This window comes from Stenotrophomonas sp. YJH_SMC_135, from assembly GCF_059372355.1.
Window position 1 is genome coordinate 458,612 of sequence record NZ_JCAFVN010000003.1, and the last position, 20,470, is coordinate 479,081.

General features: G+C 68.0%; 21 protein-coding genes. 13 read left to right on the plus strand and 8 right to left on the minus strand.

Annotated elements, in window-relative coordinates:
- Positions 1-163 precede the first annotated feature (163 nt).
- From AC5P98_RS13115 to AC5P98_RS13130, 4 genes are all read right to left on the minus strand, one after another.
- The gene (locus AC5P98_RS13115; RefSeq protein ID WP_032960107.1) at positions 164-3,220 is read right to left on the minus strand and encodes a TonB-dependent receptor; all 3,057 of its coding nucleotides are present in this window, start codon (positions 3,218-3,220) and stop codon (positions 164-166) included.
- Positions 3,221-3,298: 78 nt separating this feature from the next.
- Positions 3,299-4,336, minus strand: coding sequence for a LacI family DNA-binding transcriptional regulator (locus AC5P98_RS13120; RefSeq protein ID WP_032960106.1), 1,038 nt, complete (start codon positions 4,334-4,336; stop codon positions 3,299-3,301).
- 148 nt (positions 4,337-4,484) lie between these two features.
- Complete coding sequence (locus AC5P98_RS13125; RefSeq protein ID WP_014647753.1) at positions 4,485-4,760, minus strand: BolA family protein; 276 nt, start codon at positions 4,758-4,760, stop codon at positions 4,485-4,487.
- A complete protein-coding gene (locus AC5P98_RS13130) occupies positions 4,757-5,056 on the minus strand; it encodes a YciI family protein (RefSeq protein ID WP_014037825.1) in 300 nt (99 codons plus the stop codon). Before AC5P98_RS13130 ends, AC5P98_RS13125 begins: the two co-directional genes overlap by 4 nt.
- 375 nt (positions 5,057-5,431) lie before the next feature.
- Here AC5P98_RS13130 and AC5P98_RS13135 point away from each other — a divergent pair, with 375 nt between their 5' ends.
- From AC5P98_RS13135 to AC5P98_RS13145, 3 genes are read left to right on the plus strand one after another with little or no spacing between them, the layout of a single operon-like run.
- On the plus strand, positions 5,432-6,340 hold the full coding sequence (locus AC5P98_RS13135; protein WP_014647754.1) for a segregation and condensation protein A: 909 nt from the start codon (positions 5,432-5,434) through the stop codon (positions 6,338-6,340).
- 13 nt (positions 6,341-6,353) lie between these two features.
- Complete coding sequence (gene scpB, locus AC5P98_RS13140) at positions 6,354-7,229, plus strand: SMC-Scp complex subunit ScpB (protein WP_049406013.1); 876 nt, start codon at positions 6,354-6,356, stop codon at positions 7,227-7,229.
- A complete protein-coding gene (locus AC5P98_RS13145; RefSeq protein ID WP_049406012.1) occupies positions 7,222-8,859 on the plus strand; it encodes a pseudouridine synthase in 1,638 nt (545 codons plus the stop codon). Before scpB ends, AC5P98_RS13145 begins: the two co-directional genes overlap by 8 nt.
- A 116-nt stretch (positions 8,860-8,975) precedes the next feature.
- Here the strand turns inward: AC5P98_RS13145 and AC5P98_RS13150 are convergent, their stop codons facing one another.
- The gene (locus AC5P98_RS13150) at positions 8,976-9,764 is read right to left on the minus strand and encodes an AraC family transcriptional regulator (protein ID WP_164109466.1); all 789 of its coding nucleotides are present in this window, start codon (positions 9,762-9,764) and stop codon (positions 8,976-8,978) included.
- 90 nt (positions 9,765-9,854) lie between these two features.
- Between AC5P98_RS13150 and AC5P98_RS13155 the strand changes: the two genes are divergently transcribed.
- The gene (locus tag AC5P98_RS13155) at positions 9,855-10,985 is read left to right on the plus strand and encodes an MFS transporter (protein WP_049406010.1); all 1,131 of its coding nucleotides are present in this window, start codon (positions 9,855-9,857) and stop codon (positions 10,983-10,985) included.
- Here AC5P98_RS13155 and AC5P98_RS13160 read toward each other — a convergent pair.
- From AC5P98_RS13160 to AC5P98_RS13170, 3 genes are all read right to left on the minus strand, one after another.
- Positions 10,972-11,406: a hypothetical protein gene (locus AC5P98_RS13160; protein ID WP_014037831.1), complete on the minus strand. Its 435-nt coding sequence runs from the start codon at positions 11,404-11,406 to the stop codon at positions 10,972-10,974. The genes AC5P98_RS13155 and AC5P98_RS13160 overlap by 14 nt on opposite strands.
- A gap of 111 nt (positions 11,407-11,517) precedes the next feature.
- Positions 11,518-12,324 carry an amidohydrolase gene (locus AC5P98_RS13165; protein ID WP_049406008.1) on the minus strand — a complete coding sequence of 269 codons (807 nt, stop codon included), beginning with the start codon at positions 12,322-12,324 and terminating at the stop codon, positions 11,518-11,520.
- 14 nt (positions 12,325-12,338) lie between these two features.
- Entirely contained in the window at positions 12,339-13,487 is a 1,149-nt protein-coding gene (locus AC5P98_RS13170; RefSeq protein WP_049406006.1) for a pyridoxal phosphate-dependent aminotransferase, read from the minus strand.
- 186 nt (positions 13,488-13,673) lie between these two features.
- Between AC5P98_RS13170 and ccmA the strand changes: the two genes are divergently transcribed.
- The 9 genes from ccmA to AC5P98_RS13215 are packed head-to-tail and all read left to right on the plus strand — an operon-like array spanning position 13,674 to position 20,435.
- On the plus strand, positions 13,674-14,303 hold the full coding sequence (gene ccmA, locus AC5P98_RS13175) for a heme ABC exporter ATP-binding protein CcmA (RefSeq protein ID WP_014037834.1): 630 nt from the start codon (positions 13,674-13,676) through the stop codon (positions 14,301-14,303).
- Positions 14,300-14,995 (plus strand): heme exporter protein CcmB, encoded by a 696-nt coding sequence (gene ccmB, locus AC5P98_RS13180; RefSeq protein WP_014647762.1) that lies wholly within the window; start codon positions 14,300-14,302, stop codon positions 14,993-14,995. The genes ccmA and ccmB overlap by 4 nt, the downstream gene beginning before the upstream one ends.
- Before the next feature lie 43 nt (positions 14,996-15,038).
- On the plus strand, positions 15,039-15,809 hold the full coding sequence (ccmC, locus tag AC5P98_RS13185) for a heme ABC transporter permease CcmC (protein ID WP_049406004.1): 771 nt from the start codon (positions 15,039-15,041) through the stop codon (positions 15,807-15,809).
- The gene (gene ccmD, locus AC5P98_RS13190) at positions 15,806-15,994 is read left to right on the plus strand and encodes a heme exporter protein CcmD (RefSeq protein WP_005410342.1); all 189 of its coding nucleotides are present in this window, start codon (positions 15,806-15,808) and stop codon (positions 15,992-15,994) included. The genes ccmC and ccmD overlap by 4 nt, the downstream gene beginning before the upstream one ends.
- Positions 15,991-16,452, plus strand: a complete 462-nt coding sequence (gene ccmE, locus AC5P98_RS13195; protein WP_014647764.1) for a cytochrome c maturation protein CcmE — start codon at positions 15,991-15,993, stop codon at positions 16,450-16,452. The genes ccmD and ccmE overlap by 4 nt, the downstream gene beginning before the upstream one ends.
- The gene (locus AC5P98_RS13200) at positions 16,453-18,372 is read left to right on the plus strand and encodes a heme lyase CcmF/NrfE family subunit (RefSeq protein ID WP_049406001.1); all 1,920 of its coding nucleotides are present in this window, start codon (positions 16,453-16,455) and stop codon (positions 18,370-18,372) included.
- Between the two features lie 8 nt (positions 18,373-18,380).
- On the plus strand, positions 18,381-18,998 hold the full coding sequence (locus tag AC5P98_RS13205; protein WP_014647766.1) for a DsbE family thiol:disulfide interchange protein: 618 nt from the start codon (positions 18,381-18,383) through the stop codon (positions 18,996-18,998).
- A 4-nt stretch (positions 18,999-19,002) separates the two neighbouring features.
- A complete protein-coding gene (locus tag AC5P98_RS13210; protein ID WP_049405998.1) occupies positions 19,003-19,452 on the plus strand; it encodes a cytochrome c-type biogenesis protein in 450 nt (149 codons plus the stop codon).
- Positions 19,446-20,435, plus strand: a complete 990-nt coding sequence (locus tag AC5P98_RS13215; RefSeq protein WP_049405997.1) for a tetratricopeptide repeat protein — start codon at positions 19,446-19,448, stop codon at positions 20,433-20,435. Before AC5P98_RS13210 ends, AC5P98_RS13215 begins: the two co-directional genes overlap by 7 nt.
- Positions 20,436-20,470 lie beyond the last annotated feature (35 nt).

The following is a 20,470-nucleotide window of genomic DNA, read 5'->3' on the forward strand; positions in this document are numbered from 1 at the left end:
CCACGAAAAACGTGGCCTGACACCGCGATCATTGCCCACGCCGCTGCCCCCCTGGCCGGCAGCGGCGTGGGCAATGGACCGGCACGGGGCCGGCCATTGCCATTTTCAGGCGCCCGATGCCGCCGGCGGAGCGGCGGCATCGGGGTCATGCATCCATCCGGGCTTAGAAGCGGAAGCCCACTTCGGCCTTGACCTGGCGCGGCGTACCGATGATGTCGCCGGTCTCGTTGTAGCTGGCCTGCAGCTTGCCGTTGGTCTTGACGTAGTTGTAGGTGGAGAAGTTGTCGAAGTTGAACACGTTGATGATGTCCAGGCGGGCGTACAGCTCAGTGTTGCCCGGCATCTTGAACGTCTTCGTCGCCTGCAGGTCGACCGAACGGTAGCCGAAGATCTTGCCGCCCACCAGGAACTTGCCGGTTGCGTTGGGCACGGCCGCCTGCGGAGTCGGCAGCGTGTAGCCGCTGGCCTGCATCACCGGGTACCAGTCGTTGACGGCGGTCGGGGTGGCCAGGGTGATCTTGCCGCCGAAGGTGATGCCCCAGAAGCCCGCGTACGAACCGGTCACCACCAGGCGGTGGCGCGGCGCGCCGTTGGAACGGATGGTCGGGTAATCACCGATCAGACCGCGATCAAAGGCGTACTTCTCGTTGATGTCACGGTTGTGGCGCGCGGTGGTCCAGGTATAGGCGATCGAGGTGCCCCAACCGCTTTCCTTGGTGAACGGCTTCTGTGCCGACAGCAGGACCTGGGTGGCACGGGTCTTGATGCCCTGCTGGCCGATGATCAGGCTGCCGAAGCCCGGCACGTTGCAGCTCCAGGCCTGGCTCAGGCCCGGGGAGGTGCCACCACACAGGCGCGGATCATCGAAGAACTGGCCGGTCGGGTAGCGGTTGCCCAGGGTGAAGGCGAAGCCGTCGTAGCTCAGGGTTCGAGCGATGGTGGCGTCGGTCAGCCAGTCGCCGATCTGGTTGCTCATGCCCAGGCTGAACTGATCCGAGTACGGCGCCTTCAGCTTGTTGTTCAGCAGGTCCACTTCCAGGCCGGCATTGCTGGTCGCGCCGACCAGTGCCTGCAGGTTGCCGATGCCGTTGAGCAGGTTCGGGTTCCAGTCATAGCAGGCGGCCTGGCCGTTGATGCAGGCGCCGGTGGCCGGGTTGCGGAAGTAGATGGTCGGCTGCGGCAGGGCCAGCTTGGTGGTTTCCAGCTGCAGGTTGTCGAACAGGTCACGGTCGTAGGAACGGCCGGCACCACCGTGGATCACGTGCTGCTCGTCGGCATTGATGTCATACGAGAAGCCCAGGCGCGGCTGCCAGGCATCCTTGAATGCCTTGCGGTTGTGACCGTTGCTGATGTAGTCGCTGATGTCCAGGCCGCCCAGTGCCAGCGAATCGGCATAGGTCTGGCCGGCGGGAGCGCGCGGATCCTGCGAATAGATGGCGTCGACCACCTGCTGCGGGGTCACGAAGTCCAGGTAGGACGGGGTCTTTTCGTAGTCCCAGCGCAGGCCGATGTTCAGCTGCAGGTGGTCATTGACCTGCCAGTCGTCCTGGATGAACACGCCGTACTGCTTGGACTTCGAACGCACTTCGCCGGACACACCGGTCACGCCGGTCACCGGCTTGACGAACTGCGCCTTGTACGGAATGGAATCGGGGAAGTCCGGATCACCCAGCGAGTAGGTGAAGGTCGGGTTGATCTGCGCCGCATCGGACGCGTACAGGTCGATCTGCTTGTACTTCACGCCCATCTTGATGGTGTGGTCGCCCGCCCACTGGATGCCATCCAGGGTCAGGTTGTCTTCGATCGACCAGCCCTTCTGGCCCTTCACCTGCGAATCCAGTGCCGAGGCGCCACCGATCTTCACGATGGTGCGGTCTTCCGGGCCGTCCGGTGCGGTGTAGGTGATGCCGTTGGCCAGCGTCAGCGGGGTCGGATTGTTGAACGAATCTTCGTGGGTGACCATCAACTCGTTGTAGTAGCGCTCACCGCTGTGGTTCCAGCGCAGGGCATAACGACGGTCGGTGTTGACCACTTCACGGCCGGCTTCCGGCGAGGTCTGGCCGCTGAACTGCGACTGGGTTTCGTCGCGGTCCTGGAAGGTCAGCTCGATGCGGTCGTTGTCGGTCGGCTCGAAGTCGATCTTGCCGAAGATCAGATCCTGCTGGAACGGCTGGCTGGCCGGGCCGAGGCCGGCGGCACCGGCGGGCGGCAGCAGGCCGGCAGCGCCGGTGACCGCGCCATCCGGCGCGATGGTGACCGGCAGGTCGAAGCGCTTGGCTTCGTAGGTCACGAAGAAGTGCGCCTTGTCCTGGATGATCGGGCCGCCCAGGGCGAAGCCGTATTCCTTCTCGGCCGAGACCATCTTTTCCTTGCCACCCTGACGCTCTGCCGGGGTCTTGGCACGCATGTCTTCATCGGTGTAGCGGTAGAACGCCTCGCCCTTGAACTCATTGGTGCCGGACTTGGTCGCAGCCGTCACGGCGGCGCTCGACACCTGGCCGTACTCGGCCTTGTAGTTGCCGCTGATGACCTTGTATTCGCCGATGGCCAGCTGCGGGAACGGGTTGCCGGCGCTGCCGGACTGGCCGGCCACGCCGCCGCCCTTGACGTAGCTCTTCTGGCCTACGCCGTCGATGTACACGTTGGTGCCGTCGGCATTGGTGGCGCCGCCGCGCAGCGAGGTGTTGCCCTTGGCATCGCGGGTGAAGATCAGGCCCGGCACCGCGTCGGCGAACTCCAGGAAGTTGCGCGAGACCTGCGGGGTGGTCTGGATCTGCTGCAGGCTGACGGTCTTGCCGACTTCGGAGGTGCGCACTTCCTGCAGCAGGGTCGGCGCGACGACGTTGACGGTGTCCAGGTTGGTGGCCGCGGTCGAACCGGGGGTGCTGCTGGCGGCACCGGCAAAGTTCAGCGTCGCGGTCGAGGCCACGGTGACGGTGACCTTCTGGGTCTGGCCGTTGGCGACCACGTCATAGGTACCCGGGTCCAGGCCCATCAGCGAGTAGCTGCCGTCGGCGCGGATGGTGCCACGGCGGACGGTACCGGTGGCCACGTTGGTGGCGGTCACTTCGGTACCTGCCTGGGCGCCGGCAACCTGGCCGCGCAGGCTGGCGTTGGCCGACTGCGCCATGACGTTGGGGGCGGCGGCCAGCATCAGGCAGCTGACCAGTGCGGTGCTCAGCAGCCGGCGCGCCGGCATGCGGAAGGTGGTATGCATCATCAACTCAATCTCCGGGTGGCGGTAACCGCTTGCGCGGTCCCTGCGATCAGTCAAAAAAAAGAAGGAACGCCTCTGGCTTCAATGGCCGGATGGCGGAGTGGTGGAATCGCGAACTATCAAGCGGGGAACCAGGGTCTGCTTGTCCCCTGTCCCATCCGTGGAGGTGCCGTCCATCAACTGCATCAGGCGCGTCATGGCCCGGTCGCCGAGCTCGGCGATGCTGACCTGCATGGTGGTCAGCGACGGGTGGACGAAACGCGCCAGTGGAATGTCATCGAAACCTGCCAGGGCAACATCGACCGGCACACGGACACCAGCCTGCGTGAACGCATACAGGCAGCCCAGGGCCATCATGTCGTTGGCGGCGAACACGGCATCGGGCAGCGCTCCGGCTGCCAGCAACTCCTGACCGGCGCGATGGCCGGAAGCTTCGTCGAAATCACCGGGCAGCTCGATGCCCTCGGCGCCACTGCCAAACGCCACCAGCGCGTCACGGAAGCCGCGCAGGCGCTCGCGCGCGTCGAAGTTGAGGTCCGGGCCAGAAATGAAGGCAATGCGGCGGTGGCCGGCGTCCAGCAGGTGGCGGGTCATCGCCATCGCACCGGCGTGATCGTCGATGCTGAGCACCGGATGGTCCTGCCCGGGCAGATAGGTGTTGATCAACACCGTCGGCAGCGACTGCGGCAGGTTGTCGGTCAGGAAGCCCGGGCTCTCGGCATAGGGCGAGAGCACCAGCAGGCCGTCGACGCGGCCGCGCATGGCACGCAGGGCGGCGCCCTGCTGTTCCTGGTCGCCGTGGTAGCTGGACACCAGCAGGTGCTGGCGGCGGTTGCGGGCCACGCCGTCGATGCCGCGCATCAGTTCGGAGAAGAATTCGCCGTACAGGTCAGGCAGCACCACGCCCACCGTATTGGTGCGGCGGCTGCTCAGGCTGCGGGCGGCGGCATGCGGGGTGTAACGCAGCCGTGCGGCCACCTCCAGCACAAGCTGGCGGACCGGTTCGGCGACATTTTCATGCCCGTTGAGCGCGCGGGAAACCGTGGCCACGGAGACCCGGGCTTCGCGTGCGACGTCTTTGATTGTGATAGCTGCCTTGTTCACGAAGCCGCCCTCCACGGCTTGGACCTACCAGCATTGGCGCGGAATGTAAGCGTTTCCATCTGGGCTTGTAAACAGTCCGTTAGGCGAATGTCCCGAAATGGACATGAAAACCTGTCCGTGGCCAGGCCCTTGCGGACCCGCCAGGACAGTGCGGGACAAGGGCTCAGCCCTGTTCTGACGGGGTATGTGCGCGGATGGACAGCGCGTGGATATCGGTGTCCATCATCGACCCCAGCGCGGCATAGACCGCGCGATGCCGGGCCAACGGAGCCAGTCCGGCGAAGCGTTCACTCACCACATGGACGTTGAAATGGCCGCGCCCGTCGCGCGCGCCGGCATGGCCGGCATGGCGATGGCTGTCATCCTCGATCTCGAGCACGCTGGGTGCCAGCGCCTGCTGCAGCGCATCACGGATCCGCTCGATCCGTTCCGCGTTCACGGCAGGACCTTGCGGAACGGGCGTACCTGCACGCGGGTGTAGACGCCGGCAGCCACGTACGGGTCGGCATCGGCCCAGGCCTGGGCCTGCGGCAACGACTCGAACTGCGCGATCACCACCGAGCCGCTGAAACCGGCCGGGCCCGGGTCTTCACTGTCCACCGCCGGGCACGGGCCGGCCAGCAGCAGGCGTCCCTCGTCGCGCAGCGCGTGCAGCCGCGCCAGGTGTTCCGGCCGCGCCTGCAGCCGCTGCGCCAGCACATCCTGGCCGTCATACCCTTCGATCACATACCACACCGGCATTTCCTCGCTTGCGTTGTCGGGTCCGCAGATTCTAGCCAATGCAGCCCCCGCCCCGGTCCGGCTGGACACTGGCGCGGCAAAGGCTTACCCTAGACTCCATTGCACGTGGCTGGATGCAGCGGCCCGTCGGTTTTTGCGGCCAACGCAGCCCCCGACGACCGTCCCGCTGCTTCAAACCGGACCACCCGGCCGGGCCACGTAGACGACCTCCCCGTAGTTCTGTCGCTGCCGTTTACCGCGGCGCGTCCCGCTGTTTGATATGTGTGGAATCGCGCCGATCCCGGCGTGTCTGGCGCCTTGGGGCTCCGTGGCGTTGGCCCGGCGAACCCGGTGCCGCGACTGGTCCGTTGCAATCCTGATGTCCATTAGATGACTTCCGAACTCGCGCTCGACGCGAACCCGCCAACCCGGCCGCCCGCCCCCCAGCAGCAGGAAATGCCGCTGGCCGTGGTGCATGGGCAACCGGTCCTGCAGATTCCGCAGGACCTGTACATCCCGCCGGACGCGCTGGAAGTCATCCTGGATGCCTTTGAAGGCCCGCTGGACCTGCTGCTGTACCTGATCCGCCGCCAGAACCTGGATGTACTGGACATTCCCGTTGCCGAGATCACCCGGCAGTACGTGGAGTACATCACCGTGATGCGCGAGCTGCGCTTCGAGCTGGCGGCCGAATACCTGGTGATGGCCGCGATCCTGGCCGAGGTGAAGTCGCGGATGCTGCTGCCGCGCCCGGTCAGCGAGGAAGGCGATGAAGCCGACCCGCGCGCCGAACTGGTGCGCCGGCTGCAGGAGTACGAACGCTTCAAGCAGGCCGCCGAGAACATCGACGCCCTGCCCCGCCAGGACCGCGATACCACCGTGGCACATGCCTTCATGCCCGAACGTGCCACGGTGAAGCTGCCGCCGCCGGTGGACCTGAAGGAAATGCTGCTGGCCCTGCACGACGTGCTCAAGCGCGCCGAGCTGTTCAGCGGCCACGCCATCAAGCGTGAGGCACTGAGCGTGCGGCAACGCATGGGCGAAGTGCTGGGACGCCTGGAAGATGGCAAGTTCTATCGTTTTGAAGGGCTGTTCACCGCCGAAGAAGGCAAGCTGGGCGTGCTGGTCACGTTCCTGGCGGTGCTGGAGCTGGCCAAGGAACAGCTGCTGGACATCGTCCAGGAAGAACCGCTGGCGCCGATCTACGTGAAGTCGCTGGCGGCCGGCAACACCAATGCCCCGCTGCAGTTCAGCAGCGAGTTCGACGACAACGACGACGACGCCAATGCAGACGAGTGAGCGCTGACTGCCGATGGATCAATCGCTGATCAACCGCATTGTCGAGGGTGCCCTGCTGGCTTCCAGCCAGCCGCTCACCCTGGCCCAGCTGAAGGACCTGTTCCCGGAAGAGGAACCGGCACCGCCGGGCAGCATCGAACGTGCGCTGGAACGCCTGCGCGAGGCCTGCGAAGGCCGCGGCGTGGAACTGGTCGAGGTCGCCTCCGGCTTCCGCTACCAGGTCACCGGCGAAGTGCATGGCTGGATCAGCCGGCTGTGGACCGAACGCAAGACCCGCTACACCCGTGCCACCCTGGAAACCCTGGCGCTGATCGCCTACCGGCAACCGATCACCCGCGGCGAGATCGAACAGGTGCGCGGCGTGGCGGTCAGCAGCAACATCATCCAGGCGCTGGAAGAACGCGAGTGGATCCGCGTGGTCGGCCACCGCGACGTGCCCGGCAAACCGGCGCTGTTCGGCACCACCAAGGGCTTCCTGGACTACTTCGGGCTGAAGCGGCTGGACGAACTGCCGCCGCTGTCGGAGCTGAAGGACCTGGGCGAGCTGGAACCGCAGCTTGCCCTGGACCGCGATGCGCCGGCCGTCGCCGGTGCCGAGGGTCCGGACATCTCGGCCGGCGCCGATGGCGCTGCCGCGAACGATGACGCCGGCCTGGCCGGCAGTGACACCCCCGATTCCGCCGATGCAGCCCCTGCGTCGGCCACCGATGAGCAAGCACCTTCGCCCCTCGATGATGGGCACCCCGATTCCGCGCCGGGCGAGCGCGCGGTGCCAGTGAACGAACGCGAAGACAACGCCGTCGCGATGACGACCGTGGCTGTTGACCAAGCCGATTCCGAACCAGAGGCCGACCTCGAAACCGTCGGCCGGAGCAAAACTGATGAGTGACACCCCCCGTAACAAGCTCTCGCTGAAGCGCGAAGCCACCTCCGAACAGTTCAAGCTGGAAGAACGCCTGCACAAGGTGCTCGCCCAGGCCGGCCTCGGCTCGCGCCGCGCGCTGGAACAGCGCATCGCCGAAGGCCTGGTCAAGGTCAACGGTGAAGTCGCGCAGACCGGCATGTCGGTCAAGAGCGGCGACAAGATCGAACTGGATGGCCGCGGCTTCGTCGCCACAGCCCTGGCCGAGCCGTCGCGCGTGCTGGTCTACAACAAGCCGGAAGGCGAAGTGACCACCCGCGATGATCCGGAAGGCCGCCCGACCGTGTTCGAGTCGCTGCCGCCGCTGAAGGGCGCGCGCTGGATCGCCATCGGCCGCCTGGACATCAACACCACCGGCCTGCTGCTGGCCACCACCGACGGTGAGCTGGCCAACGCCATGATGCACCCGTCGTTCGAGGTCGAGCGCGAGTACGTGGTGCGCGTGCGTGCGCCGGAAGGCGAGGAAAAGGTCTCTGACGCCATCGTCGACCGCCTCACCCGTGGCGTCGCGCTGGAAGACGGCCCGGCCAAGTTCGATGAGATCGAACGCATCGGCGGCACCGATTCGCACGACTGGTTCCGCGTCGTGGTGAAGGAAGGCCGCAACCGCGAAGTGCGCCGGCTGTGGGAGTCGCAGGGCTGCCAGGTCAGCCGCCTGAAGCGCACCCGCTATGGCAAGGTGAGCCTGCCGCGCGAACTGGCCCGTGGCCATTCGGTGGAACTGGGCACCACGCAGGTTGAAGCCCTGCGCGCCCAGCTGAAGCTGGAAGAAGGCGCACCGTCGGCACTGACGCTGCAGCCGGTGATCGGCCAGCGCCGCGCCGCCAAGACCACCGTGCGCGTGCGCGAAGGTGGCCGTGGCAACGCCTACGTCAACGGCCACAACACCGCCGACGAAGGCCGCGAGCTGCGTCGTTTCGACAACGTCCGCGAAGACCGCGGCCGTGGTCGCGGCGGCAAGGGTGGCGGCTTCAAGGGTGGCCTGACGGTCAGCGGTGAAGCGGCAGCCAAGCAGTCGCAGAAGCCGTTCAAGCAGCGCGCCCAGAAGAATGATCGTTCGCTGCCGGAAGGCAATCCGGCCGCGTTCCGTACCTGGTACGTGCCGGACGGTGTCAGCACCGGCCCGAGCGGCCATCGCAATGCCGGTCCGGGCGCACGTGGCCCGGGTGCCCGTGGTCCGGGCGCAGGCGGCCAGGGCCGTCCGTACGGCAAGCCGAAGGGCCCGGGCGCAGGTGCCGGTGGCGGCCAGGGCCGTGGCGGCTTTGGTGGTGAAGGCCGTGGCGGCGCAGGCGGCCAGGGTCGTCCGGCCGGTGGCGGCAACCGCTCGCAGGGCCAGGGCAACAAGCACCCGTACGGCCATCCGGGCAACGCCCCGAGCTTCCCGTCCGACCACGCCACCCCGGGCTTCAACCCGTATGGCAGCCCGAAGCCGGCACACGGCGCCCGTCCGGGCGGTCGCGGTCCGGGCGGCGGTAACAACCGCGGCCCGGGTGGTAACCGTGGTCCCGGTGGTCCGGGTGGCAACCGAGGCCCGGGCGGCCCCGGTGGCAACCGCGGTCCCGGCGGCCCGCGCCGCAGCGGCCCGCGCGGCGGCTGATCGGCAGCCACGTTGAAATACAGAACCCCGGCTCCGGCCGGGGTTTTTCTTTGAAAAGGGGACGGAGGGGGATTAAGTCGCTTTCGCCACGCTGTGCGTCGAAGGGCGAAAGCGACTTAATCCCCTCCGTCCCCTTTTGCGTGGCGCTGGAACGCGGCGGGCGTGGTGCCGGTCATGCTGCGGAAAAAGGCGATGAACGGGCTCTCGGCGGAAAAACCAGTGTCCTGCGCAACGTGCCCGATGCGATGGCCAAGCAGCAGCAGCTCCATGGCGCGCATCAGGCGCCATTGCTGGCGCCAGGCCTGGTAGCCCATGCCGGTGTCGCGTTGCATCAACCGGCCGACCGTGCGCACGCTCAGGCCCGCACGCGCGGCGAGCTCACCCAGTTCAGGCGGCAACTGCTCGGCCAGCGGCAGGCAGCGCGCGATGCGTGGATCGCGTGGCAGCGGCAGGTCCATCGGCGCCACCGGTGCGGCGGCGATCTCCAGCACGCACAACGCCAATTGATGGTGCGCGCGTGGCGCCCGCCAGTCATGGTCGAACGGCGCCTGCGCGATCGGTTCCAGCAATGCCTGCAGCAGGGGGCCGACGCCGATGATCGCCGGCTGCTGCGGCAGCCGTGCCGACAACATGGCATCGAAATACAGCGAGCGGTAGTCCACGGCCTGGCGCATCTGTGCGCGATGGCGCAGGCTGCCGGGAATCCATGCCGCGCGCGAGGGCGGCAGCAGGCTGATGCGGTCGCCGAAGGTCAGCCGCGTGCAGCCCTGCCGGGTGTACAGCAACTGCGCGCGCGCGTGCTGGTGCCAACCCGAATCATGATCGGCCAGCGACGACGCGATGCCCAGCACCGGTGCGCTCCAGGCATCCGCATCGAAGTGCGCATCCGGTTGCAGCCACGCCATGTCCGATTTCATCCATTTCCTGGCCGGACCGACAGAGTGCGCCACTACGCCGGCCACCACAATACGCGGCCCTGTTTGCGGAGCACCCGCATGTCGCGTCGCCTGTTGTTGCTCACCATCGCGCTGCTGATGTTCCCCCAGTTGGCGCAGACCCTGTACAGCCCGGCCCTGGCCGACCTCGCCGGGCGCTTCGCACTGCCCCCCGGCGCCGCCAGCCAGGCCATGAGCCTGTACCTGTTCGGTTTTGCCGCCGGTGTCCTGCTATGGGGGCGGCTGGCCGACCATGTCGGTCGTCGCCCTGCCCTGCTCTGCGGCCTGGCCGTGTTCGTACTGGCCGCCTGCGGCGGCCTGCTGGCCAGCACGTTCGGCCAGGTCCTGCTGGCCCAGGCACTGGCCGCACTGGGTGCGGCGGCGGCCTCGGTGGTAACCCAGACCGTACTGCGCGACTACCTGAAGGGGCCGGCGTTGGCGCAGGCGTTCTCGTGGATCGGCATGGCGCTGGCCTTGAGCCCGGCGATCGGGCTGGCACTGGGTGTGCTGCTGGTGGACAGCCATGGCTATGTCGGCGTGCAGGCCGGCCTGCTGCTGATGGTCAGCCTGCTGATGCTCGGATGCGCAACGGGCCTGCGCGAGAGCCGCCCTGCGGAAGTCGCGCACACGCCCCTGCTGCCACTGTTGTGGCAACTGCTGCGTGATCGCTGGATCTGGTCACAGGCGCTGCTGGTGATGGCGTTCAACGTGGCGATGTACAGCTGGTACGCGCTGGGCCCGTTCGTGTTTGAACGCCTGCACTGGCCGCTGGCCTGGTTCGGTACCAGCGGCGCGCTGCTGGCGCTCGGCTCGGCGCTGGGTGCATGGGGCAATGCTCGCCTGCTGCGCGCAGGCGTTGCCTCCGCCACGCGCATCCGGCTCGCCGCAGGGCTGGTGCTGGCCGGTGGGCTGTTGGCTGCCTTGCTGCACAATCAGCCGGCACTGGTCGCGGCGATGGTACCGGTGGTGGCCGGGTTCGGCCTGGCCATTCCCAATGTGCTGGGCCAGGCCCTCCGCGGATACCCGCACTGCCTGGGCAGCGCCGGCGCCCTGTTCGGCCTGCTCTACTACCTGTTGATCGGCGTGGCGATGGCCGTGGTCGGCGCACTGCAACTGCTGGCACCGACACTCATCGTGTGCGGCCTGCTTGCATTGTGGCTGCAGCGGCCGGCACGGCTCAGCGCCGGCTGATGGTGAAGGCGGCGCCGTCCACGCCCAGATCCCAGCCCTTGCCGGTGCCGGACAGGGCCAGCGAGATGTCGCCCTTGGTCATCACCTGCGCGTTGCTGGACTTCACGGCACCCGCATGCGCGCCAACCGAGGCGTAGGTGCCCAGCAGCTCGTTGACGCTGACGGCGCCGGTGAAGCTGCCACGGCCATTGGTGATCTTCGACTTGCCCACGGTCAGGCCGCCGCCCTTCACTTCGATACGCACCGGCAGGCTGGTGCCGTTGCTGCAGCTGACCGTGCCGTTGCCGGAAGCGGTCTTGTAGATCAGTGACCAGCCGGACAGGTTGTAGCGCAGCTGGCAATCGAGGTTGCCGGCGGCGTGCGCGGCCGGGGCCAGCGTAGCAGCGGACAGGGCCAGCAGCAGGGCGAAGGGCTTGTTCATGGCAGGACTTCCAGTTCGGTCGGACTGCCGACGAATCTAGCAGCGCGCGCGTGCACGCTGGATGCAGGCGCGCGCGCTGCGTGGCAGGCATTCAGCCGCCGTCGTGCTGTTTCAGGCCTGCTCGTCCAGATGGAAGGCATCAGCATCGAGCATCGCAGGGAAACGCGCGCGATGTGCAGCCAGTGCTTCGGCCGAAATGGTGGTGGTCACCACCTGTTCGCGTTCGCGGATCTCCACCTGCGGCTGGCCGAGGAAGTCGATCACCGCGCTGTCGCCGGCGTAGTGCAGCTGGTTGCCGTCCACGCCGACGCGGTTCACCGCCGCCACGAAGCACAGGTTCTCGATCGCCCGCGCACGCAGCAGGGTCTTCCATGCATAGGCGCGCGCCGACGGCCAGTTGGCGACGAAGATCTGCAGGTCGAAATCCAGCTGCTGCGGGCGTTCGACGTTGTAGCGGTTGCGGCAGAACACCGGGAAACGCAGGTCGTAGCAGACCTGCGGATTGATCCGCCAGCCCTTCCATTCCACGCTCAGGCGCTCACGGCCGGCGGCATAGCGCTCGTGCTCGCCGCCGTAGCGGAACAGGTGGCGCTTATCGTAGTACTGCAGGCCGCCCTCTGGCGTTGCGAACAGCAGGCGGTTGTAGACGCCGTTGCCCTCGCGCAGCTGCACGCTGCCGATCACTGCCGCGTTCAAGGCCCTGGCCTGTTCGCGCACCCAGGCCACGGTCGGCCCGTCCATGCCTTCGGCCTGGGCGATGGCGTCGTTGGAGAAGCCACTGGTGAAGGTCTCCGGCAGGATCACCAGGTCGGTGCTGCCGGCCAGCGGTGCCAGCAACGCACCGTAGTAGGCGCGGTTACCGGCCGGGTCATGCCAGCGGGTGTCGCCCTGGACGAGGGAAATGCGCAGGTCCTGCATGTCCGTGCCTCCGCTCACAGCAGGCGCAGGCGTTCGATCGCCGCGTCCATGGTCGCTTCGTTCTTGGCAAAGCACAGGCGCACCAGGCGCTGGCCGGCCGGCGGAGTCTCATAGAACGGCGACAGCGGAATGGCGGTGACGCCCTTCTCGATGGTCAGCCACTTCACGAACTCATGGTCCGGCAGGTCGCTGATCGCCGAATAGTCGACCAGCTGGAAGTAGCCGCCCGGCACCGGCAGCGCCTTCAGGCGGGTGCCGGCCAGCTGCTCACGGAAGCGGTCGCGCTTGGCCTGGTAGAACGCGCCCAGTTCCAGGTGGTGTTCGGGTTCGTCGCGGATCATCGCGGCGAAGCCATGCTGCGCCGGGCCGAAGCTGGTGAAGGTGTTGTACTGGTGCACCTTGCGGAACTCGGCGGTCAGCGCCGGCGGGGCGATCGCATAGCCGATCTTCCAGCCGGTGCAGTGGTAGGTTTTGCCGAAGCTGGAGATGACGAACGCGCGCTCGCGCAGTTCCGGGTAGCGCAGCGCCGATTCATGGCGACGGCCGTCGTAGATGATGTGTTCGTACACCTCATCGGAGATCAGGTAGATCTGCGTGCCGCGCAGCAGTTCGGCCAGCGCCTGCATGTCCTGCGCCGACAGCATCGCACCGGATGGATTGTGCGGGGTGTTGACGATCAGCATGCGGGTGCGCGGGGTGATCGCTGCGCGCACGCGGTCCCAATCGACCGCGAAGGTCTGCGGATCGAGCGACACATGTACGGCCCTGGCACCGGCCAGGTCGATCGCCGGTTCGTAGCAGTCATACGCCGGGTCCAGCACGATCACTTCCTCGCCGGCACGCACCACGGCGTGGATGGCGTTGAAGATGGCCTCGGTGCCACCGCTGGTGACGGTGATCTCGCTGTCCGCATCGACCTGCGCGCCGTAGCAGTCCAGCGCCTTCTGTGCGATGGCCTGGCGCAGCGGCGCCACGCCGGTCATCGGCGGATACTGGTTCAGCCCGGCGGCCATCGCCCTGGCGGTCTCGTCGATCAGGCGCTGCGGCGCCGAAAAGTCCGGGAAACCCTGGCCCAGGTTGACCGCGCCGTGTTCGGCGGCGAGCTGGGACATCACGGTGAAGATCGTGGTACCGACCTTGGGCAGCTTGGTGGTGGGTTGCATCGGCCTGGGGATATGGGGAGACAGCCCCTGAGTTTACGCAATCCCTGCCTCGGTAGTGCCGGCCGCCGGCCGGCAACCTCGGCCACTCTGCGACGCTTGGCCGCATCTGCCGGCCAGCGGCCGGCACTACCCTGTGAATTCACCGCTACAATTGCCGCCGCACTCCGGCATGAAGACCTTTGCCCCTTGAACACCCCTGCATTGCTGGCTGCCAGCGGCCTGAGCTTCTCCCGCAATGACGAGCCGGTGTTCGGCCCGCTGGACTTCCATGTGGACGCCGGCGAAGCCCTGCTGGTGCAGGGCGGCAATGGCGCCGGCAAGACCACCCTGCTGCGCGTGCTGGCCGGCCTGGCCCGGCCCGGTGCCGGCCAGGTGCGGATCGACGGCAAGCCGGCCAGCAATGCCGAGCGCGCGCGCTATGTCGCCTACCTCAGCCACCTGCCAGCGCTGAAACCGGACCTCGGCACGCTGGAAAACCTGCATTTCCTGTGCGGCCTGCACGGACGGCGTGCGCGGCAGATGCCCGGCAACGCGCTGGCCATCGTCGGCCTGGCCGGTTATGAGGACACCCTGGTACGGCATCTGTCGGCCGGACAGAAGCGGCGGCTGGCACTGGCGCGCATCTGGCTGTCGCCGGCGCCGTTGTGGCTGCTGGACGAACCCTATGCCAACCTCGACCTGGAGGGCATCACCCTGGTCAACCGGATGATCTCGGCGCACCTGCGCGCCGGCGGCGCTGCGCTGGTCACCACCCATGGCGCCTATGCCGCACCGCCGGTGCGTACCCGCCAGCTCGACCTCGGCGGTGCCGCATGATCGCGCCGGGCACCGAACCGGGCCTGTGGCAGACCGCAGGCGCCCTGCTCAGGCGCGACCTGCGCCTGCTCTGGCGCCGCCGCGGCGATGCGCTGCAACCGCTGCTGTTCGCGGTGCTGGTGGTGGTGCTGTTCGCGCTGGCCCAGGGCCGCGAACCACAGCTGTTGGCCGCCACCGCCGGTGCAGTGCTGTGGCTGGCCGTGCTGCTGGCCGGACAGCTGTCGCTGGATTCGCTGTTCCGCTCCGACGCCGAGGATGGCTCGCTGGAACAATGGCTGCTGGCGCCGGTGCCGCTGGCCTGGCTGGTGCTGGTGCGCGTGCTGCTGCATTGGGCCACCACTGCGCTGCCGCTGATCGTGGTCAGCCCGCTGCTGGCCGAAATGCTGCATCTGCCGCATGACCAGCTGCCGATGTTGCTGGCATCGTTGCTGCTGGGCACGCCGTTGCTGAGCCTGATCGGTGGCGTGGTCGCCGCGCTGACCGTAGGCATTCGACGCTCTGGTATTCTCGTGGCGCTGCTGTCGTTGCCGCTGTACGTGCCGGTGCTGGTGTTCGGCGCAGGCAGCCTGGCGGCAGCCGGACGCGGACAGGATCCGGTCGGTGCGCTGCTGATGCTGGGCGCCGGCCTGCTGGTCGCGCTGGTGCTGGCGCCGCTGGCCACTGCCGCTGCAATACGTATTTCTCTGAGTTGACCGAGCTGAGAGCCAATCCACCCCTGCTGGATAGCCGCCACGCATGAATCCGATTGTCCGCTGGTTCCACCAACTCGGTTCGCCCCCCACGTTCGACCGTTTCGCTGCCCGCTGGTCGCGGGTGTTCTACCTCGCGGCGGTGCCGGTGCTGCTGGTCGGCATGTGGCAGGCGCTGCTGGTGGTGCCACCGGAAGCCAAGCAGCTGGACAGCTTCCGCATCCTCTACATCCACGTGCCCAGTGCCTGGATGAGCCTGTTCGTCTTCGCGCTGATGGCGCTGTATGCGGCCATCGCACTGATCTGGCGGATCAAGGTCTGCGAGATCCTGTCCATGGCCTGCGCGCCGATGGGCGCCGGCTTCACCCTGATCACCCTGTTGACCGGCAGCATCTGGGGCAAGGGCACCTGGGGCACCTGGTGGGACTGGGACCCGCGCATGACCAGCGAACTGGTACTGCTGTTCCTGTACCTGGGCGTGATCGGCCTGTACCACGCCATCGAGGACCGCCGCAGCGCCGCGCGCGCCGCTGGCCTGCTGGCCATTGTCGGTGTCAGCCTGCTGCCGGTGATCCGCTACTCGGTGGACTGGTGGGGCGGCCTGCACCAGCGCCAGTCGATCAGCGTGTTCGGTGAATCGGCGATCAGCAGCGCGATGATCGCGCCGCTGTGGTGGATGGTGATCGGCACCAAGTTCTGGTTCGCCGGTTCGGTGCTGGCCAAGGCCCGCGCCGACAATCTCGACCGCGAGGCCGGCAAGGCCTGGGTCGGCGGCCGCGTCGATGCCGGACGCCCGGCCCGGGAGGCCCAGCCATGACCCACCTGCCCTATGTGATCGGTGCCTACGCGGTGTTCGTGCTGGTGCTCGGCGCCGATGCCATCGGTTCGTGGCTGCGCCTGCGCGTGGCGCGCCGGCTGGCACTGGCCCGCCAGCAGCGCCAGCAGACCCGCGCCGGCAGGCAGGACGCAGCGGCGCCGTTGTCGACGGAGCTGGAACGATGACCCCGGTACAGCGCCGCCGCCTGGTGTGGGTGCTGCTGGCCCTGCTCGCCTCCGGCCTGGCCACCGCACTGGTGGCGATGGCACTGGAGCGCAACATCGCCTACCTGTACACGCCGTCGGAAGTGCTGCGCGGCGATGTCGATGCACAGTCGCGCTTCCGCCTCGGTGGCATGGTGGTGAAAGGTTCCTTCAACCGACCGGTCGGCTCGCTGGAGGCGCGCTTCGAGGTGACCGACGGCGACGCGCAGCTGGCGGTGACCACGTCGCGGATCCTGCCGGACATGTTCGCCGAAGGCACGGCGGTGGTCGCCAGCGGCCGCCTGCAGGACGGCACCTTCGTCGCCGACGAGGTGCTGGCCAAGCACGATGAGAAGTACGTGCCGAAGGAAGTGGCCGACAAGATGGGCGACGCCCATCGCAAGCACGACGTGCCGGTGACGGCACCCGAGGTGCGCTGAGTGCTGCCCGAACTGGGTCAGATCCTGCTGCTGTGCGCGTTGCTGGCCTCGCTGCTGCAGGCCGGCCTGCCGCTGGTCGGCGCGCAGCGCAACAATACGGCGTGGATGGCGGTGGCACGACCGGCCGCGTTCGCGCAGCTGCTGCTGGTCGCCGGCGCGTTCGTGGTACTGACCGCCGCGTTCGTGCAGCAGGACTTCTCGGTGCGCTACGTGGCCGAGAACTCCAATACGCTGCTGCCGATGGTCTACCGCTACTCGGCGGTCTGGGGCGCGCACGAGGGCTCGCTGCTGATGTGGGCGCTGGTGCTGGCGCTGTGGACCGGCGCGGTGGCGCTGTTCTCGCGGCACTTGCCGGCACCGGTGCAGGCGCGCGTGCTGGCGGTGATGGGCGTGGTCAGCGTCGGCTTCCTCGCCTTCCTGATCTTCACCTCCAACCCGTTCCTGCGCCTGAACCCGGCACCGCTGGAAGGCCGCGACCTCAATCCGCTGCTGCAGGACCCGGGGCTGATCATCCATCCGCCCATGCTGTACCTGGGCTATGTCGGCTTCGCGGTGCCGTTCGCCTTCGCGGTTGCCGCACTGCTGGAAGGCCGCGTGGACGCACGCTGGCTGCGCTGGACGCGGCCATGGACCAACGTCGCCTGGGGCTTTTTGACCCTGGGCATCGCGCTGGGCAGCTGGTGGGCCTATTACGAGCTGGGCTGGGGCGGCTGGTGGTTCTGGGACCCGGTGGAGAACGCCAGCTTCATGCCGTGGCTGGTCGGTGCGGCATTGATCCATTCGCAGGCCGTCACTGAAAAGCGCGGCACCTTCGGCAGCTGGACCCTGCTGCTGGCGATCGCCGCCTTCGCGCTGTCGCTGCTGGGCACGTTCCTGGTGCGCTCCGGCGTGCTGACCAGCGTGCACTCCTTCGCTGCCGATCCTTCGCGCGGCTTGTTCATCCTGGTGTTCCTGTCGGTGCTGGTCGGTGGCAGCCTGCTGCTGTACGCGCTGCGTGCCAGCCAGCTGAGCGTGGACGCCGAGGACCCACGCCGTGGCTTCACCGCCACCTCGCGCGAGACCCTGCTGCTGGCCAACAACCTGCTGCTGGCCACCGCCTGCGCGATGGTACTGCTCGGCACGCTGTACCCGCTGCTGGCCGATGCGCTGTCGCTGGGCAAGATCTCGGTCGGCCCGCCCTACTTCGGCAGCCTGTTCCTGCTGCTGATGGCGCCGATGATCCTGTTGCTGCCGTTCGGCCCGCTGGTGAAATGGCAGCGTGACCAGCCCTCGCGCGCCTTCGCGCTGCTGGCACCGTGGCTGGGCCTGGCGCTGCTGCTGGGCGCGCTGGCCTGGTGGCAGGCGCCGCAGAACGGCTGGAAGGCCGGCATCGGCGTGGCCGCTGCGGCCTGGGTCGCGCTCGGCACCGCACGCTTCGTCTGGCAGCGCCTGCGCGGCAATGGTCGCTTCACCGCCGAAATGCTCGGCATGATCGTCGCCCACGCCGGCATTGCCGTGTTCGTGGCCGGCGCGCTGCTGGTGGAGGCGCTTAACGTGCAGCGCGAAGTGGCGCTGGCACCGGGCCAGCAGCTGGTGGTCGGTCGCCACGAAGTGCGCTTCGAAGGCGTGGACCATCGCGAAGGCCCCAACTTCATCGCCGACCGCGGCCACCTGCGCGTGTTCCGCGACGGCCGCGAGCTGGCCCTGCTGCACCCGGAGAAGCGCCAGTACGCCAGCGGCGGCCAGGTGATGACCGAGGCCGGCATCGATGCACGCTTCAATGGTGATGTCTACGTGGCATTGGGCGAGCCGCTGGGCAACAATGCATGGGCGGTCCGGGTGCACATCAAGCCGTACGTGCGCTGGATCTGGCTGGGCGCGCTGTTGATGGCCCTGGGCGGATTCATCACCGCCGCCGATCGCCGTTTCCGTCGTCCGTAGGAGTTCCCATGTCCGAGTCCCCCACCCCGCGTCCCTCCCGCCCGCTGCCGCCGGTAGCCATCGTGATCGGCGTGCTGTTCTTCTTCGGCCTGCTCGGGCTGATGATCTACGGGGTGATGAAATCAGGCGATCCGCAGCGCGACGTACTGCCGTCGGCACTGATCGACAAACCGGCGCCGGCATTCGCGCTGCCGGTGCTGCACGACCCGGAAATGATCGTGCACAGCGACGACCTGCGCGGCGCGCCCTACCTGCTGAACGTGTGGGGCAGCTGGTGCGCGGCCTGCCGCGAAGAACACCCGGTGCTGACCCGCTTCGCGGAAAGCAAGCGTGTGCGCGTGATCGGCTACAACTGGAAGGACGACCCGACCGACGCGCTGCACTGGCTGGAACAGCTGGGCAACCCGTTTATGGTCGTGCTCAGCGATGTCGAGGGCCGCACCGCGATCGACTGGGGCGTGACCGCCGCACCGGAAACCTTCCTGGTCGATGGCAGCGGCATCGTGCGCTGGAAGTACAGCGGTGCGATGACCCAGCGCGTGGTCGACGAGAAGCTGATCCCGGCGCTGCAGAAGATCGAGAAGGCCCAGGGCAGTGCCGGCAACACCCTGCATACGGCGCCCTGAGCCCATGCGCTGGCTGCTGGCGTTGCTGCTTCTGACGCTGCCGCTGGCCGCGCTGGCCCAGCAGCCGCTGCACGATCCGCAGCCGCTGCAGTTCCGCGATGACGCCGAGGAACGCCGCTTCCATGACCTGGCCGCGCAGCTGCGCTGCGTGCAGTGCCAGAACCAGTCGCTGGCCGATTCGAACGCGCAGATCGCCCAGGACCTGCGCCGCGAGGTGCTGCAGCTGATGCAGCAGGGGCACGACGACGCACAGATCAAGCAGTTCCTGGTCGCGCGCTACGGTGAGTTCGTGCTCTATCAACCACCGTTGCAGCCGGGCACCTGGCTGCTGTGGGGTGGCCCCCTGCTGGTGCTCGGCGCCGGTGCACTGGTAGTGCTGGGCATCGTCCGCCGACGTGGACGCACCGTCGGCGCGGCGCCGGCCGGCAAGGCCGATGAAGGAGACGAATGGTGAACCATTGGCTGCCGATGCTGGCCGGGCTGGTCGCCGCGCTGATGGCAGCGCTGGTGCTGTGGCCACTGCGCCAGCGCGGTCGGCGCGGCTTCGTGGTCGGCGTGCTCGCGCTGGGCGTGGCCGGTGCCTGCCTGTATCTGCTGGTCGGTGACCCAAGGGCGGCACAGGTACAACCGACCCCGTCGGCAGCCACCCTGCGCGATGGCGTGCAGGCACTGCAGGACGCACTGGAGCGCGACCCGCAGCGTGCCGACGGCTGGGCATTGCTCGGCCGTTCGCAGGCCGAACTGGGCAACGCCGCAGCCGCGGCGGATGCCTTCGCGAGGGCCGCCGCATTGGCACCGGAAGATCCGGGCGTGCTGGTGGAAGCCGCGCAGGCGCGCGCGCAGGCTGATGCCGGCAAGCAGTTCGATGACACCGCAATGGCCTGGTTGCAGCAGGCGCGCGCACAGGCTCCCGATGCCGAGCGCGCCAGCTGGCTGCTGGGCATCGCCCTGCGCCAGCGCGGAAAGAACGCCGAGGCCGCGGATGTGTGGAGCGGCCTGCTGCCACGACTGGAGCCGGGTGCCGCGCAGGCGCTGCAGGCACAGATCGCCATCGCGCGCGAGGCCGCCGGCCAGGCGCCCGATGCTGCGCCCGCGTCGCCACCGGCACTGCTGCAGGTGCGTGTGCACCTGCCTGCGTTGAAGGGCACCGAGTGGCCGGCCAGCACCCAGGTATTCGTGTTGGCCCGCGCCGTGGGTGGACCACCGATGCCGGTGGCCGCGCGCAAGCTGCCCCTGGCCGGATTCCCGGACACGGTCGGGCTGGGCGACGGTGACAGCCCGATGCCGACCGCACCGCTGTCGGCCCATCGCGAAGTGGAAGTGGTGGCACGCATCTCGCGCAGCGGCAGCGCCAACCGCAGCGAGGACGACCTGCAGAGCGTTCCGGTGAAGGTAAGCCTGCCGCATGAAGGCGTGGTGGAACTGCGGTTCCCTTGACGCTCCGCCCGGTAGTGCCGGGCGCTGGCCGGCAA